The following is a 17,729-nucleotide window of genomic DNA, read 5'->3' on the forward strand; positions in this document are numbered from 1 at the left end:
CAATCTTTCTATTTTTAATTAGGCTAGAGGTTTAGAAGATACACTATTAATGAAATTTATTTTTTAGAAAAGGGCTTTCCAATCTTTCTGGAAAGCCCTTTTTAACCTTTTTCCCTTTATTCTTTCACTCTCATGAGCCGCAAACCATTTAGCGCTACCAAAAGGGTTGCGCCCATATCAGAAAGGATGGCAATCCAGAGCGTTAACCAACCAGGGATAACCAATAGTAAGGCAATAAACTTAATAACAATTGCAAAAGTAATGTTAGCTTTGATTATATTAAGAGTTTTTCGGCTCAGTTTTACAGTGAATGGAAGTTTTCTTAAATCGTCTCCCATTAGAGCGACGTCTGCAGTTTCTAAGGCTGTGTCTGTACCAGCTCCACCCATTGCAATACCAACTGTTGAGGCCGCCAATGCAGGTGCATCATTGACCCCATCTCCTACCATAGCTACGTTGCCATACTCCGATCTCAACTGTTTAATAAAGTCTAATTTGTCCTGTGGCATTAATTCTGCCTCTATATCAGATACTCCAACCTGCCCTCCGATAGCATTAGCAGTACCTTTGTTATCACCTGTAAGCATAATTGTTTTTTTGATTCCAAGTTGATGTAATTTTTGAATAATTTCCTTACTTGATTCACGAACTTCATCAGCAACTGCAATAACTCCAAGAATTTCTTTTTCTGTTCCAATAATCATGGCTGTCTTACCTTGATTTTGAAGAGTAGTAACATTTTGCTCTAAGTCTTTATCGAAATCAGCAGTCAATAATTCCTTAAAGAGTTTCGGGCTGCCTATATAATAAGTCGTCCCGTTTACAATACCCTTTATACCCTTTCCTGTGATAGAAGAGAAATCCTCTACCTGTACATCAGAATAAGTAATGTTTTCTTCTTCTGCTTTTTTCATGATGGCTGAAGCAAGAGGATGCTGAGAACGATACTCCAATGCAGTAATGATAGATAGTAATTCTTTTTCATTTATCTGTTTGTTCAACACATTATAATCAGTTACAGCTGGGACCCCTTTTGTTAAGGTACCTGTTTTATCAAATGCAATAGCCTTTAAGGCACCAATTTCTTCTAAATACACTCCTCCTTTTACAAGGACACCTTTTTTCGCAGCATTTCCAATTGCTGATACAATAGAAATAGGAGTCGATATGACCAACGCACAAGGACAACCAACAACAAGAACAGCTAATCCTTGATAAATCCATGTTTCCCAACTTAGATCAAAGAATAATGGTGGGACTATGGCAACTAATGCTGCAATGATCATAATAATCGGTGTGTAATACTTCGCGAATTTATCTACAAATGCTTGCGAAGGAGCGCGCTCCCCTTGTGCTTCCTCTACAAGATGAATAATTTTAGATATCGTTGTATCTTCTACAAGTTTCGTTATTTTTACTTCAAGTAATCCTTCTTCATTTAAGGTACCTGCAAATACTTCATCATCCACCGTTTTCTCAATAGGGACTGATTCACCTGTAATAGCTGCTTGGTTAACGGCAGAGTATCCACTTACAACTACACCATCCATCGCAATCTTTTGACCAGGTTTTACAATCATGATATCCCCAACAGCAATATCATCAACATGAATCATTATTTCTTGTCCATTACGTCTAACAAGTGCCTCTTTAGGAGCGATATCCATTAATGAACGAATCGATTGTCTTGCTCTATCCATAGAGAATCGCTCAAGTGCTTCACTGATTGCAAAGAGAATAACAACAATGGCAACTTCTGCCCATTCTCCAATAATAGCACCACCTATAACAGCCACTGTCATAAGGGTTTTCATATCAAATTCAAAACGTAGTAAGTTTTGCAAACCAACTTTAAAAAGTGATAATCCTCCGATAAACATGGATGCTAAAAACAATAAGGTAGTAACAATGTTCTCTTCTCCATTCACATACGAGGAAAGGTAACCAAAGGCAATCAATAAGGAAGCATAAAGTAGAGTACTATGCTTTTTATAAAACGGCACTTTATCTTCTGTCGTATCTTCTTTTACCTTTTGTGAAGCTTGGCGAGTAGATTTTTCAGGGGTCACTTTAAGATTCTCAAATGCACCTGCTTTCTCTAGTTCTTCAATCGTTGCATTACCATACACAGCAATTTTAGATGCGCCAAAATTTACTTTCGCATCCTCAACTCCAGGTAGCTGTTTTACATTTTTTTCGAATTTACCCGCGCAGTTTGCGCAAGTAAATCCTTGTACACGATATGCCTTAATTTCTTGCTCAGATGTTATTGCCTTTGGATCAGACATTGACCTTCACCTCTTTCTTATGTTCTAGTGCAATCATCATTATCTGTCTAATATGCTCATCGTCTAACGAATAAAACGCTAGTTTTCCTTCTTTCCTATATTTTACAACCCCCTGCTTATGAAGGGTCCGTAAATGATGAGAAGCATTTGCCACCGTAATACCAATAATATTTGCTATATCACATACACATAACTCTTCGTCTTGACACAAAGCATAGGTAATCTTTGCCCTATTTTCATCCGCAATGGCCTTTAATATCTTGGCAATACTAACAATATCAATTTTTTTTATATTACCTTGTATTCGATTGACCTTTTCCTCGTCATAACAAAAAATTTCACAAGTATCTTTCTTATTCACATTATCACCCCATTAATATTCTAGTGTTGACTTGAATATAGTATATACCTTTCCTCGGTTAATATTCAAGCGATAATTTGAATGAAAAGCAAAAAATGATTATTTATAACAATAATTCCCCTTAACGAACGTTTTAGGGAGAAACTCAATCCTTCTATAATTAATTTGATTTTTGTGGTTTAAAACTCCCTAAACTATTCCCTTTATCATCCTCCCTAAAATTGACTTATAAACCGAATTAGGGAATGATTATTTCATAGGAGGGATTTAATGGGGAAAATTTTTGGATATGCTCGTGTTTCTACACAAGATCAAAATTTAGATCTTCAAATTGACGCTTTAGATAAAGCAGGCGCAGCTGTTATTTACAAAGAGAAAATGACCGGAACGAAAAAAGAACGCCCAGAATTAGAGCAACTCCTGAAGGCTATTAGTGAAGGCGATTCTGTGGTGGTTTATAAATTGGACCGTATTTCAAGATCCACAAAGCACCTTATCGAGTTGGCCGAAACCTTTGAAGAAAAAAAGGTCAGTTTTATTTCTATACAAGATAGTATTGATACTTCAACAGCTATGGGGCGTTTTTTCTTCCGAACAATGGCAAGTATCGCTGAATTAGAACGAGATATTATCAGTGAACGTACAAAATCAGGATTACAATCTGCAAGAATGAGAGGTCGGAACGGAGGAAGACCTTCCAAAGATACTAAGTTGGTGGAACGTGCTTTAAAACTACATTCATCTAAACAATATAGCATCAAAGAAATTACGGATATGACGGGTGTCAGTAAATCAGTTTTGTATCGAGCTTTGGAAAAAACTTAAACCTTTGGATTGGATTAGGAGGATTTTCCTATGTATCTAAGAGCAAGAGAACTACTTACACCTGATCAAAGAAAGGATTTTTTTACAATCCCTTCTACTTTAAATAAATGGGAATTAGCATATTACTACACCCTTACACAAGATGATATTGAGATAATTAAACGTAGAAGAAGAGACCATAATCGATTGGGATACGCTATTCAAATTTGTCTTTTTCGTTATCCTGGTTGGTCTCTATCGGATATAAAGAACATTCCTGATAAGGTGCTAACCTATGTTGCTAAACAGTTACAAGTAGATGCAAGTGAATTTAAGTTATACTCTGAACGAGAGCAAACGAAACATGAACATATGGAAGAAATACGAAACCATTATGGTTTTTCTAATTTGTCCGCAAAGTCATATCGGATTATTTCACAGGCATTACTCCCCCATGCAATGGAAAATGGAAATTCCTTATTCCTAATAAGGATGACTTTAGATGAAATGAGAAAGCGAAAAATCATCTTACCTTCTATTACAACGATTGAAAGGTTAGTATGGGAAACACGGCGAAGGGCAGAGGAAAAAGTATATAATTCACTCTATAAACCGTTATCCCAATGGCAAAAACAACAATTGGAAAAATTAATTATTACCCCTGCAGATAAATCAAAAACAAAGCTTGGGTGGCTTAGGGAAATACCGGGTCAATCCTCACCAGATGCTTTTTTAAAAGTAATTGAAAGATTAGAACATATACGTTTATTAAATCTTTCAACAGGGATCAAGCACATTCATTCCAATAGGTTGCTTCAGCTTGCTAGGTTAGGTATCCGATATGAACCTCATTCTTTTCGAAGATTTAAAGAGAATAAAAGGTATGCTATTCTTGTAGCTCATCTTTTAACTCTTAGTCAGGATCTAATCGATCAAGCTATAGAAATTCACGACCGCCAAATCATGATCTTACAGTCAAAGGGTAGAAAAGCCCAAGAGGAACTGCAAAAGCAGAATGGGAAATCTATCAATGAAAAAATATTGCACTTTGCAGACATTGGAGAAGCTTTAGTAAAAGCACGAAATGAAGAGTTAAATCCATTTGAATTGTTAGAGAAAATAATGCCTTGGGAAAAGATCGTTGATTCTATAGAAGAAGCAAAACGTTTAGCTCGTCCTATGGACTACGATTACTTAGATTTATTAATCAACCGGTTCACATACCTTAGAAAGTATACACCAGTACTTCTCCAGTAAATTAGAATTCCATACAACTCAAGCTACTGAACCCGTATTGCGTGCTCTAAATGTCTTGCGTGAAATGAACGAAAATAAAAAACGTCAAGTTCCTGAAGGCGCACCATTGGATTTTGTGCCAAAGAGGTGGCAAAAGCATGTATATTATGAGGATGGAAATATTAATCGTAAGTATTATGAATTAGCAGCATTAACCGAATTAAAAAACCATATTCGTTCAGGAGATATATGGGTTGTCGGAAGTCGTTTACATAAGGATTTTGAGGAATACTTGGTCTCCAAAGATGTTTGGGATAAAACAAAAAATACAGGCAATAGATTAGCCGTTGGTATGTCTGCCAATGAATATTTAATAGAGAGAAATGAATCTTTAAATTAGAGATTAGATTATATTTTGAAAAACTTAGATTCTCTCGAAGGAATAAGTATTGAAAAGTCAAGGATTCGGTTATATCGTTTAGAGAAAGACACACCAGAAGACGCAAAATCTCTTAGTCAAACTTTGTATAACATGATACCTAGGGTAAAACTTACGGACTTATTGATTGAAGTTTCCAATTGGACAGGATTTGATGAACACCTTACCCATGCATCTAATAATCGTCCTCCTAAGGGAGAAGAAAAATCTATTGTAATGGCCGCAATTATGGCAATGGGAACCAATATTGGGCCTACCAAAATGGCTGAGGCAACACCAGGAATTTCCTATCATCAGCTAGCTAATGCAGCCCAGTGGCGATTACATGAGGATTCTCTAAGTAAAGCTCAGGCTACTTTGGTTAATTTTCAACATCACCTTTCTTTATCTAAACATTGGGGAGATGGCAGCACTTCTTCTTCTGATGGCATGCGTGTACAAGTTGGTGTTTCTTCTCTTCATGCTGATGCTAACCCACATTACGGAACTGGGAAAGGAACTACTATCTATAGATTCACAAGCGATCAATTTTCTTCCTTTTATACAAAGGTTATTAACACTAACGCTCGGGATGCCGTCCATGTTATAGATGGGTTGCTTCATCATGAATCAGAATTATCTATTGAAGAACATTATACAGATACAGCCGGTTATACAGATCAAGTCTTTGGATTAAGCCATATATTAGGTTTTCGTTTTGCTCCTAGAATACGGGATCTATCAGACTCTAAACTTTATATTATGGATAAATCTAATGACTATTCAAAGATTGAAAGCATTTTACGAGGGAGAATCAACATTAAAGTCATTCAAGATAATTATGATGATGTCTTACGATTAGCACATTCTATACGAGAAGGAAAAGTATCAGCTTCTCTAATTTTAGGTAAGTTAGGATCCTATTCTCGCCAAAATAAAATGGCATCAGCTTTACGTGAAATGGGCAGAATTGAAAAAACAATTTTTATATTAGACTATATTTCTAATGAAACATTACGTCGGCGTGTCCAAAGAGGATTAAATAAGGGAGAAGCAATGAATGGATTAGCAAGAGCCTTATTCTTTGGGAAACGTGGAGAGTTAAGGGAAAGAGGATTGCAAGATCAACTTCAACGGGCTAGTGCCTTAAATATTCTTATAAATGCTATAACAGTTTGGAATACAGTTTACCTTACAGAAGCTACGAAGATATTAAAAGCTAAAGGATTATTAAAAGAGGAATTATTACCTCACATTTCCCCATTAGGTTGGGAACACATAAACTTATTAGGTGAATATACATTTGACTTAAAAAAGGCACCTAACTCAAATGAACTACGTCCATTAAAGACATAAAGATAAGCTGATCTTCTCTTAGCGTTAGAGAAATCAGCTTTTGTTTTCCATTTATTGTCTTAACGTGGGTTTTATGTCAAAATGTTGGCGGTACCCCTATTTACAAAAAATAATTTGATTGGCATATCCTTCACCTTGGTACCCTGCAAGTAAGAAAACTTCGGTAGACTAAAATGGGTAATGCCACGCTTTATGTACTGTATGGATAATATTCTTTTCATTAAAGAGGGGACAGAACCCCTTTCCTCTGATAAATGAATAATCGCCCTTGAGAATAAGGCTATGAAACTTGGCAGTAGAATAATTCCAAATACCGTTCCAACGGTTGAAGCTCCAATAAGAATTCGAAATTGTATTTCTACAAACTCTAGAGCATTTTCCTTAGGAGCAGTATCAATTAAACTACCAGTGAAAGGTTGTTGCATCATATTTGCTAACCTGGAGACTATGACCATTATGTTAAAAAGAGATAAAGCTGACGCTATCATTCTAACCCTTGCACCTGATAACCTCACAGCATATGCGAGTGTTTCTACAGAATGTATAATAAAAATAAATAAAGCTATAAATAATAACTTTTCTGTCAGGAACTCCATATAGATACCTCCCTCTATAAAGTTAAAATATCTCCTGAATACTCACGTATTCTCAGTTTTTCAAAAACACCAATCAGTAGACTCACCAACATGGGTGGATAGAAATTGAATATCTATCTGATTTTTACAGGGTGGGGGCCATCCTAACGACCAAACTGGGTTAGTTTGGTAAAAAAACATATAACCGTGCTAAGGTTCTCCACGCAAGTCACGGTCGCTAACCCTCCCATTTCTCTCCGGATGGTAATCCACACATTCCTTCGTCCTGCGTATCCATGAGGTGGAGGTTGGATATGCTCCTTTGCTGGGTCTTGTTGCCCGGATGGTGTAAATAAGCTCCAACTCTGCACTATCGGTGTTTGTAACTGAGATATACAAGATTATTCTGAAGTAAGTTTTTAGGCTTATGCAGCCTGTAATTCATTGATTTGAGGTATTCCCCGTAATAGTGTGGCACCATCAAATTCACATTGTTTATTGCCGATGACAAACAACACTCGCAATAACTTACAACACAAGGCGATGAGCGACTGTTGCTTCTTTAGCGGGCGGTCTGCTCGCTTTGTGTAATACTGATGCAAGGCTTTAAACGTAGGGTTATGGGCAACCATTGGGCGAATAGCCAGATAGAGTGCTCTTCTTAAACGACTTCGTCCTCTTTTGGTTATTCTCGTTTTCCCCTTGTATTTGCCCGAGCTGTGTTCTCGTAAAGAGAGCCCTGCAAGGTTTACTAGCTGTTGGGGATGACTGTACTTTGTGATGTCTCCCACTTCCGCATAGAATAAAGCGACCGTAGTTGAACCCATGCCAGGAATGTTCCTCATTTCTTTGGCTCCTGGCAACGTATCTACCAGTACTTCGAGCTCGTCATCCAATTCACTTAATTGCTTTTGGTAAAGGTCATATTGGTCTAACAGGCACTCTAACTCCCTTTTGGCAAATTGAAGACCTATCTGTATCCCAACGCTCTTCTTGGCGGTTTCCACAAGCCTAGTGGCCCGTTTAATCCCTACACCGCGTTGTACAAATGGTTTCCACTGTGCCAATACCTCTTCTGGGTTCATCTCTTGAATTTGAGAAGGGAATGGAAAGAGCCTCAGTGTACACAGGGCAGCTTTTCCTTCCCAGTCTCCAAACACATCGAAGAACTCCGGGAAGTAACGTTGGATACTGTTTTGTATACGCCCTTCAATTATCATCAGTTGCTTGGTCAGCTGATCTCTTAGTTTGACGCCTTCTCTTAGTTCGGCATAGATGCCTTCCAAGAGGTTCGGTACGGAGTATCGGCCATCCTTTATTAACTGTGCGATTACACGGGCATTCTTTCGTATCATTTTTGGTCGGTGAATTATCGTCCAGCTCTTTCGATTTCTTCACATGCATTGGATTGACTAAAACAAAGTCAAAACCTTTGGAACGAAGAAAATACGCCAGGTTAAGCCAATAATGACCTGTAGGTTCTACGCCAAATATGACATGTTTTTTACCGTTGTTCTTTTGGTGGCGTTCCATCCAATCCAATAAAAGTTGAAAACCATGAATTCGGTTGTCAAAGACCAATCGCTTTCCAAATTCAATTCCTCGATCGTCTTGTGCGCGTGCCACGTGCTTGTCTTTGGCAATATCAATACCAATGATAAGAGTGGATGGTGTGATTTGAGAGATTTTTTGATTTTGTGTATAATGCATGTTGAGTCCTCCTTGGTGCTAAATTAAGGGTCCATTTTTGCTTCGAAGCTTTGGACACCTCGTACTATACCAAGAGGGCTCTTTCTATATCAATCCTCAAATACCTTCATTACAGGAATGCTTCTTTTTATGTATTTAGCACCTTAATTTCTTCTTCCATTATCCTGCCCTATTGCTTAATACCAATTATTTCAAACTCGTGTAACTTCCACAAGAAAAATTTTCACAAAAAAAAGCTTACCCTATACTGGATAAGCAACTGAATAACTAAGTAATTCTCCTACTGACTAAAATATTTGACACGCTCTGTTCCACTCGTATTCAAACTTCGAAAGCGACTGCTGACGCTTGCCTCTATTATCGTTGACCGCTTTTAACGCCACTTTGTATAATTCGTCGCTCAATCGCCATTTTTCGATAGACCTGTCTTTTTCCCCACCAAACAGAGCAAAAGCGGTAGCTCCCATTAAATACACATTAGTTATTTCATCTATAGCTGCACCGGGTGTAAATTCCTCCGGCGACATAAAGCGTGCTGAACCCCACATTCTGCCTATAGTATTTGTATAAGGCATTTTAGAATAGAGATCAATATCACAAATTAGGGTCTTTTTTGTGCTAAAGTCATACATAATACTACCGTCATAAAAGTCAATGGCAACATACCCTTGCTTTATAATATGAATGTGAAAGGCGAGTATATCGTTAAATACTTCAAGCTTTGTGCTATCCGGCATCTGCAAGAACTTTTCTCTGGATTGTGGATACATTCTGCCCATACACTCGCCGTCTGTCCATTCAAAAATGGCGGCAAAACCTCCATCTACTTCCTCCCCTTTGATAAATCTTATCAAATTGGGGTGCGCTAAATCCTTATAAATCGGAACAGTGGATTTCAGCCTTGCTATTGCATCTGCTGGTTTGCCTGAATATTGCTCTGTCGGTGCGCCGGCAAATTTTATAAAATATCTCTTATCACCGCTCTGTACGCCAAAGCAGATATTTCCCGAATCTTGATCGTCATAAATCTTGAAAATCTCACCATATTGCTCAATGAAAGAGATATCAAAAGGAGATTTTAATTTGTAAGCAATATTATTTATGTACTGAATGTAAAAATTTGCCAAATACCAAGTAGGTATAGGATTATTCATGCCGTCAAACCAAGTTAGAACATCTTTTGCCTGATTTTTCATAACGGTAACTTCATCTGCACCGAAAGGGATTGCCCAATATATTGATGACAGCGTATTGCTGCTTATATAAAAAGCCAAAAGCTTGAAGAACTGCTCAGGCGGTCTTCCGTTGAAATAGCCGTTAATCTGCCCTGTGGCAAAGTGCGGACTGACAGCAGCACTCCACACAATCCGGTTAAATTCTTCCCACGGGTCCCCGTAGTCATTACGGTTAAAATCGATTATGCTCAGTTCTCCTTCAGGCGAAATAATCATATTCCCCACATGATAATCGCCATGCTGAAAGCATTGCGGCCTCCCTTCAACGAGGTGTCTGTTCGCCTCAATATAGGCGATGATTTTATCTTCACCATCTATTTTTATGCCACAGTCTTTGTATTTTTTAATTTTTCCGTCTGTTTTGCGGTTAAAACGTGTTTCCCATTCTTCTTGATTATTTGGTGCAGGAATATTGTGGATCTCCCTTAGCATTCGCCCCGATTTCACACCGAGTACATATTGCTCAGTTTCGGTCATTTTAGGTAATACAATCTCTGCATCTTCGCCGTCACACCATATGAAAAGCGAATACACACTCTTGCCGTTGTCGCAAATACCAAAATCAACAGGCTGCGACATAGGTACACCGCATTCGGCTAACCGTTTCATCATTTCAAATTCGCTTTTCTTCTTGTCATACTCTGAAATATCGGCTATTCGAAGCAGCATTTTTTCGTTCGTCACGGTTTCAATATAGTATTTTTTGTCACTTGACCAGCCTTTGTTTATCGGTTTGATTTTTTCAAATGTAGCGTAGTTTTTTATATCGAACAACGTTTTACCTCCTTATCTTCGTTCTAGATAAATAATTCATCAAAATTGTTCACACCGGCATTTATTACTGCTCTTTAACTGAATTACAATTATTTCAAAAAATCTTGATTTGAGCAATCGCTTTATTCCAGAATATGGCCCGATTGTTGAAGATTAGATTAATATCTACTTTTTAGAGTTAATCCATTTGCAACATCGTGGTTTACTTGAAAATAAATAATAAAAATAGAGAAACGACTAATTCGTTTCTCTAAAGTGTTTCCATATTACTTGCCTTTCCGGAAAATTATGAAACTCAATCCGAAAGATTATGAACATATTCCGAGGTAATATGAAAATTTACAAAGTTAAAAATTATCCATTTTAATAAGTTTGATGAATCTTAAATGCTTGGTATGAGCTGCCAATGATTTGAATATAGACAATATCATTTCTCACAGCACCATTTTGAAACTCTACTTCAAACGCAAGCATTAATGTACCATCTTTTATTCTTTCTTCAGGATTTGAGTACTTTTCTTTAAAGAATTCATTGAGGTGCAAATCTTGAGTTAAAGAGTTTAACGGGACTTCTTCCTCAATGTTTCTGGATTGTACATCTTCTCCAATTATTGTAACTTTAACGTATTTACTAGGGGCTGGGGGAGTCATACCTGATAATAACAGCTTTTCACCTGAGTAATAGTGATCAATAGGATTCCCTAAACTTTGGTGAATTTTCAACCATTCATCTGTATGTTCTACTTTTCCTTTGATGAATAAGTCGTTTACTGTAATGATTATCGTATTATTATCGGACTCTCCATGCTCATCAGTTACAGTTTGTTCAATGACAATACTACCTTTCTCTTCCACCTTAAAGCAGAAATCCGGTCCATAACCTTCTATTATTTTCCCGCTTGGTAAAATGATTTTATAGGAAATGGTAATACTGTCGTCATCTAGGTCGTAAGCTGTACTTTTTATACAAACCTCATCTTCAATCCAATACTCGTCTTTATCGGTTTCTATTCCAGGTATAGGGATTCTATTAACTAATCTTATAACCTGTGTGTCATTATCTGTTTCTATAGATTCCAAAATGGCATTTGGATAATCTACTGTAGCTTTAAATGTATTGGTACCAGCTTTATTGGAAACAAACGGGAGATATACTGTTGATGTGACATTTGCCTTAATAGAATCAATTGTTAGATCTGTTAAGAGCTCTCCATCTTCATATATTCCAATTTTATGACTGGAAACATCTAAATTACCTGTATTACGATATTGAACTTTTGCTCGATACTGCCTTCCAACTACTAAATGAGAAACCGATTTATTATCCGTATCAACAATATCAATTGATACAGCCGTTAAATTTATTTCATTCACCGTTATCGTTTTAGTAATTGTATGGTTGGCCCCGAATGGATCTGTTACAGTTTGTTTAATAGAGTATGAACCTCTCATTAAATTATTTATTACAGGATTAGCAATATTGAATGTTAACTTCTGATTATTAGGCTGCGTTACTTCATAATGAAAGCTTAGAGCATCATTATCTGGATCAGTTGCTGTTGAGCTCACCTTAATTGTATCAGTTGTTAAATAACTTGCTTTATCTGTAGTAAATCCTGCACTAGGTGCTCTGTTTTGAACGGCTACAGCCTTAGTTACAGAATGAGTAAGTGTTCCGTCTGAGGCAATTAATCGTATATTCCAGGACCCTTGCTTGTTTAATATTCTAGTTGGATTAGTACTCGTGGAAAAGTTTACCCAAGAGCTAGAATTCGGTTCTTGATATGCCCACTGATAGGTCAGTGAATCTCCATCTACATCACTAGAATTATTCGTGAAAGTAACCGTGGTATTATTGTAAACCGTTGATGGACTGGATGTGAAATCTGCCACCGGTGCTCTGTTTTGGACATTGATAGATTTTGTAACCGAATGCGATGTAGTTCCATCAGAAGCGGTCAATTTAACATTCCAGGATCCCTTTTTGTTCAGCACTCTAGTTGGACTGGTGCTAGTTGAAAAGTTTATCCATGTAGAAGAATTCGGTTCTTGGTATGCCCACTGATAGGTCAGTGAATCACCATCTACATCACTGGAATTATTCGTCAATGTAACCGTGGTGTTATTGTAAACCGTTGTTGGACTAGATGTGAAATCTGCCACCGGTGCTCTGTTTTGAACATTGATAGGCTTTGTAACATAATGTGTCGCTACTCCATCAGAAGCGGTCAATTTGATATTCCAAGTCCCCTTTTTGTTTAATACTCTAGTTGGATTTGTACTAGTTGAAAAGTTTACCCATGTAGAAGAATTCGGTTCTTGGTATGCCCACTGATAGGTCAGTGAATCTCCATCAGGATCACTAGAATTGTTAGTGAATGAAACGGTTGTATTATTGTAAACCGTTGATGGACTAGATGTGAAATCAGCTACAGGCGGTTGATTAAATTGATACATATTAGAAGTGTAGGTTCCTATATTTCCAACATTATCTTCTACCTCAACTCGAATTTTATGTTGACCTTGATGGGGAAGTACTACATCTCTTGAGGTTACATTGTACCACCCTGTGAATGATGAATAGGTCGCTCCATTGTTATCGGAGACTTGATATCGTAGGCGCTTAACTCCAGAATCAATATCACCTGTATCAATTCTTACTGTGGTACCTGTGGTATTGGTAAAAGAAGCGGTAGGATTTACACCATCAACCCTTAACCTCTTTCCAGTAGAAACATAATCAACAAATGCGTTTCTCACATTATCTTCAAAATAATACTGAATGTCATAAGTGTGACCATGAGTTTTTGGAGTTACACCCCATAAAACACGTCCATAAGCTGTGTTTTCCTCACGGGAAGCAGTGTTTATGGAAGCATGTGGACTAGTAAAGAATTGTTCGTTGTAGTTTCCAGAGTTATAAAAAGTATGTAAACTTCGAACATCTTGCCCATTTCCCAATAACTTTAAATATTGAAGTCTATTACCAGAGTCTGGATCATGCTGTCTCAACCGAACATTAACGTTATCATTAGGCCTTACCCAATAATCATTACCATTAATGTACTTTGCTCCTATGATTTCATTGGAAGTGTGACTAGGAACATTACCATCAACTCTTAAATTCATCTGTGTATCGAACCAGGAAGTACTATAATTATTTGCGTTATCAAGATAGTATGACCATACCCTATAATTATGACCATGTGTTTTTGGAGCTACATTAAATGTTGCTTCCCTTAAACTATGATCACTCGATACATAAGTTCTTTGACCAGAAAATGCATCCAGGTTACCACTATACCAGTAATAGTTATAGTTGGAGTTTCCACCATTAAAATCATGAGAAACACGGTGGTCGTAGCCATTCCCATATAAACTTAAATAGGTATTTTTTATTAAAGAACGTCCATCATAGCCCCTTAATCGAATATTTACTCTATCATTTGGCTGCACCCAGTAGTCATTTCCATTTTGGAATCTATGATTACTGATACTGTGCTCTCGATGTTGTGGTGGATCTTTTTCAGGAATATAGCTAATACGGGCCTGGGCTCCCCCAAATGTCCAGTATGCAGAGTTTGCCCAGCGTGTTGCATTTGATTCTGCAGGTACTCTAACTCCGTACCAAACAGCAGTTCCAGTTTCATCAGAAGCAACCCTAGTATAATAGCTATCTTTTGTGAAATATCTATACATACCATGAGTGTCGTAATAATTCTTTGCACTCTGTCGAGCGGAGGTTCTTGAGATTACACTAGTATCGTTCATTTGTAATTGAGCGGCATTTATCCCACTGGATAAGTTGATTTTTCCATAAGAGTAGTCTTTATCACTAAACTCAAAAGGTAAATTCAATGTGGAATAGACTATATATCCATTTACATTCTTTACAATGAATAATTCCCAAGATGCATTTTCATCTGAAGTTGGGAATAACTCCTGTAAAGGTAAATATGCGTCAAAACCAACATTCTCGTATCTAAAATTACAGTTGATTTGATTGTCCTTATTTGTAGCAGTGGAAGGACACTCATTATACAAGGGAGCCGTGGGTCCTTGGCTATTATATTCAAGTTCTTTAGTAGCACTCAAATTACCATAAGGTAAAGTCCCATAGACTTTTGTAGTACCTATTCCCGAATTGCCCGTTACCTTCCGAGCTACAACGAATGTCTCATGATTGCTGCTTGTATGGTGAGCACGACCGTGTAAAACAGCCCAACCTTGGAAGTTGATATACTGTTGAGATCCCTGCCCGAAGTTTTTACTAACTATGTTATATCCTCCGTTAGTGTACTTTTGGGAATAAACATCATACGCTAACTTTCTACCTGAATTTTGGGGGAAAGTTTTTCCCCCAACCGTATTAGCCCAGTTATTTACAACTGTATTACTAACATCGTAAGGCGAACTGGCTGCTTCAACATTTATTTCATTAAAAAATAAAGTACTGCTAAGAAGGACAAAGAATATAAGACTTAGCTTAATATATTTCATCCTACCCTCTCTTTCTGTACCAAAAATACCCTCCTGTTACTAACCCCAATAAAACAATAAGGATTAGGATGGCTGGCAGAATGAGGCTTTTCTGCTCGGTTTCATTATCTTCGGTGGTAAGGTTATTCTTTATTGAACTGTGTACTAATACTTTTTCTTCTTTTCCCTTATTCACCTTTATTTCTGGATCTGTATCTTCCTCCTTTGAAAGTTGTTGGTCATCAAGATTCTTCTTTTCTTGTCCTACTTGCTGAGTGTTTTCTTTTGTAACACCAGTATTATCTGAATAATCATTCGTTTGATCGGTGGTTTTCTCTTGTTCTTTTTGAGACGTTTTTGAGCTAGTGCTTATCTCTGTTGATTGTTTTGGTTCTGTCTTAGGCTCTGTTACAGGTGCCGGTTTTGAATCAGTCTTAGACTCTTCAATTGGCTCTGGCTTTGGTTCTGGCTTTGGTTCTGGTTTAGGCTCTGGTTTAGGCTCTGGTTTAGGTTCTGGCTTTGGCTCTGGCTCTGGCTTTGGTTCTGGTTTAGGCTCTGGCTTGGGTTCTTCTTTTAATACGGTATAGACAGTCAAGTTATAGTAACTATAGTCCCCAGTTGGAGGTGTTAATTTAAACACTTGTCCACTGTGGGAAACCTCTGAATTAACAAGTCCGTTAATATTAAACCTTTTTGTATGTGCAGAAAAATAACCATATACCAAATCCTTGCATTCCTTATCTGCTGTTACACCGTTCGCAAAATCAGTATGTACGTCCGATACAATTGTCATAGAGCAGCTTCCTACTTTTTCGTTAGAAGCAATTCCAAAACTCGGTAGTATCATAAAACTCCCTAACAACAATCCTGCAGTAATCAATAAATTCTTCATTTGATTTTCTCCCCTTTGTTTTATTATCGTGAACAATACTCTTCATTTTTAGCGAAGATCTAAATGATTTAGTCGCTTAATCCAAACAACACAAAAACGGCCTTTAGGAATGCAGAAAACAAGCAAATTAGAAAGGATCTAATTTGTTTAGTAATTCTACAGCCCCAAAGACCGTTTAGAGTTTGATGGATTCCGGCTAATCGAAGATTGCCACTAAAAGAATAAGATAATATTGTTACTATTATTATACTATTCTTCACTAAGGGAATCTACCAAATTTTAGTTCTTAAGCGAGATAATTGAGATTTATCGTCTAAAGTATTCGAAAACTACAGCTTGACGAACCGTTATAGTATCTCCTCTAAAGAACCTTGGGGACTTTGTTTCAGCAATTATCACTACAGCTGGACCATGTATCGTTTCTAACACATTAAAGGTATTATTAGAGTAGTTCATTGGAAAATCTACTCCGCTACTGTCATCAATATACTCTACATGTAATACCTTGACTTGATTGTGAAAGAAAGTTTTTGGAAGTGGTTTGTACAATCCATCGAGTTGAAGGTTGTCTTGTAGAGATTTATTGATATTACCAAAAGCGCCTGCTTGGTCAAAAACTATCCTACCCTGACTCAATTCCTGCTGATTCAATGCAAGGGCGGCGTCATGTGCAGCAAGCTCTAAACCATTTTTGAGCTTTCGTGTGGCGGACATATCCAGATCAAAGTTAAATTGCATGACCATTATTCCGGCCCACATTGCTACTAACACTAACCCTCTAAGCACTGAAGTCATAAAAACCGCTTCCTCCTAAACTAACCTGTATATTCTGACATGATTTTTGATTTCCGTTCTATTTCGCTAGGACCCTGGTTAAAAATATTTAGTATGAAGATAGGTCCCCTTGGAGTGGTTACTGTACATTCTAAGTAGCCGCCACGACTTGTTAAGCTAGTCGTGGCCACTATCTCAATTTCACTTCTATCAAAGTTGTAATCTTGCTCTAAAGAATCTTTCATACCATTGATAATATCAGTGGTGAACTGACCTTTAAGACTAGCTTCTTTCGTAGCCTGGTGTAAAACAGTGTCCACTGCTTCTCTATGCAACGAGTCAGTATATGCCAATAAAGGTGTGAAGATAATAGTTATAGCTATAAATATCATCATCCATTTTGCTAAAATCTCACTCATGGAACAGACCCATTAATTGCGGTCGCTAGAAGCTCCAGTATTTAGACCGTGGTGGTCAGTACCTTGCTCAATCAAGTCAGTTTTATAGTTACTAACCTCTGAATCCACAAGCTTATAACCTACCATAAATAACAAACCTACTATCATCGTTACCGTCAATGCGACCTTCATAAAAGTTGAAATACTGCCGTTCATTGAAATTACCTCCGTTTATTATTATTTATTTGCATTTATAACTTATTAGTTTCTGTCGCTAGAAGCTCCAGTATTTAAACCGTGGTGATCTGTACCTTGCTCGATCAAATCGGTTTTGTAGTTACTAACCTCTGAATCCACAAGCTTATAACCTACCATAAATAACAAACCTACTATCATCGTTACCGTCAATGCGACCTTCATAAAAGTTGA

9 protein-coding genes and 3 pseudogenes are annotated in these 17,729 nt (G+C 37.3%); 2 read left to right on the plus strand and 10 right to left on the minus strand.

Annotated features, from left to right (window positions below):
- Positions 1 to 116: 116 nt before the first annotated feature.
- Entirely contained in the window at positions 117 to 2,288 is a 2,172-nt protein-coding gene (locus ACFVAD_RS18715; protein WP_386643567.1) for a heavy metal translocating P-type ATPase, read from the minus strand.
- A complete protein-coding gene (gene cadC / locus ACFVAD_RS18720; protein WP_386643571.1) occupies positions 2,281 to 2,649 on the minus strand; it encodes a Cd(II)-sensing metalloregulatory transcriptional repressor CadC in 369 nt (122 codons plus the stop codon). Before cadC ends, ACFVAD_RS18715 begins: the two co-directional genes overlap by 8 nt.
- 270 nt (positions 2,650 to 2,919) lie before the next feature.
- Here cadC and ACFVAD_RS18725 point away from each other — a divergent pair, with 270 nt between their 5' ends.
- Together ACFVAD_RS18725 and ACFVAD_RS18730 are read left to right on the plus strand one after the other, a co-directional pair.
- A complete protein-coding gene (locus ACFVAD_RS18725) occupies positions 2,920 to 3,474 on the plus strand; it encodes a recombinase family protein (RefSeq protein WP_386643573.1) in 555 nt (184 codons plus the stop codon).
- Between the two features lie 30 nt (positions 3,475 to 3,504).
- Positions 3,505 to 6,463 (plus strand): annotated as a pseudogene (locus ACFVAD_RS18730) (Tn3 family transposase).
- Positions 6,464 to 6,537: 74 nt separating this feature from the next.
- On the opposite strand, the pseudogene ACFVAD_RS18735 reads toward ACFVAD_RS18730, so the two are convergent.
- From ACFVAD_RS18735 to ACFVAD_RS18770, 8 genes and pseudogenes are all read right to left on the minus strand, one after another.
- Positions 6,538 to 7,059 (minus strand): annotated as a pseudogene (locus tag ACFVAD_RS18735) (lipid II flippase family protein); the annotation flags it as partial.
- Between the two features lie 404 nt (positions 7,060 to 7,463).
- Positions 7,464 to 8,748 (minus strand): annotated as a pseudogene (locus ACFVAD_RS18740) (IS110 family RNA-guided transposase).
- Positions 8,749 to 9,035: 287 nt separating this feature from the next.
- Positions 9,036 to 10,757, minus strand: a complete 1,722-nt coding sequence (locus ACFVAD_RS18745) for an aminoglycoside phosphotransferase family protein (protein WP_386643575.1) — start codon at positions 10,755 to 10,757, stop codon at positions 9,036 to 9,038.
- 363 nt (positions 10,758 to 11,120) lie between these two features.
- Positions 11,121 to 15,257 (minus strand): PKD domain-containing protein, encoded by a 4,137-nt coding sequence (locus ACFVAD_RS18750; protein WP_386643578.1) that lies wholly within the window; start codon positions 15,255 to 15,257, stop codon positions 11,121 to 11,123.
- A gap of 1 nt (position 15,258) precedes the next feature.
- Positions 15,259 to 16,128, minus strand: coding sequence for a hypothetical protein (locus tag ACFVAD_RS18755; protein ID WP_386643581.1), 870 nt, complete (start codon positions 16,126 to 16,128; stop codon positions 15,259 to 15,261).
- 306 nt (positions 16,129 to 16,434) lie between these two features.
- A complete protein-coding gene (locus ACFVAD_RS18760) occupies positions 16,435 to 16,923 on the minus strand; it encodes a peptidase M23 (RefSeq protein ID WP_386643583.1) in 489 nt (162 codons plus the stop codon).
- Positions 16,924 to 16,943: 20 nt separating this feature from the next.
- A complete protein-coding gene (locus tag ACFVAD_RS18765; RefSeq protein WP_386643586.1) occupies positions 16,944 to 17,321 on the minus strand; it encodes a hypothetical protein in 378 nt (125 codons plus the stop codon).
- 12 nt (positions 17,322 to 17,333) lie between these two features.
- Positions 17,334 to 17,516, minus strand: a complete 183-nt coding sequence (locus tag ACFVAD_RS18770) for a hypothetical protein (RefSeq protein ID WP_386643589.1) — start codon at positions 17,514 to 17,516, stop codon at positions 17,334 to 17,336.
- Positions 17,517 to 17,729 lie beyond the last annotated feature (213 nt).

Origin of the sequence: Sutcliffiella sp. NPDC057660 (assembly GCF_042800035.1) — a bacterium.
GTDB lineage: Bacteria > Bacillota > Bacilli > Bacillales > Bacillaceae_I > Sutcliffiella_A.

What these genes read in the sequence shown, in the direction of transcription:
- ACFVAD_RS18725 (WP_386643573.1), top strand. Translation starts at nt 2,920, where the DNA reads ATGGGGAAAATTTTTGGATATGCTCGTGTTTCTACACAAGATCAAAAT.
- ACFVAD_RS18715 (WP_386643567.1), bottom strand. Translation starts at nt 2,288, where the DNA reads ATGTCTGATCCAAAGGCAATAACATCTGAGCAAGAAATTAAGGCATAT.
- ACFVAD_RS18755 (WP_386643581.1), bottom strand. Translation starts at nt 16,128, where the DNA reads ATGAAGAATTTATTGATTACTGCAGGATTGTTGTTAGGGAGTTTTATG.
- ACFVAD_RS18760 (WP_386643583.1), bottom strand. Translation starts at nt 16,923, where the DNA reads ATGACTTCAGTGCTTAGAGGGTTAGTGTTAGTAGCAATGTGGGCCGGA.
- ACFVAD_RS18770 (WP_386643589.1), bottom strand. Translation starts at nt 17,516, where the DNA reads ATGAACGGCAGTATTTCAACTTTTATGAAGGTCGCATTGACGGTAACG.
- ACFVAD_RS18750 (WP_386643578.1), bottom strand. Translation starts at nt 15,257, where the DNA reads ATGAAATATATTAAGCTAAGTCTTATATTCTTTGTCCTTCTTAGCAGT.
- ACFVAD_RS18765 (WP_386643586.1), bottom strand. Translation starts at nt 17,321, where the DNA reads ATGAGTGAGATTTTAGCAAAATGGATGATGATATTTATAGCTATAACT.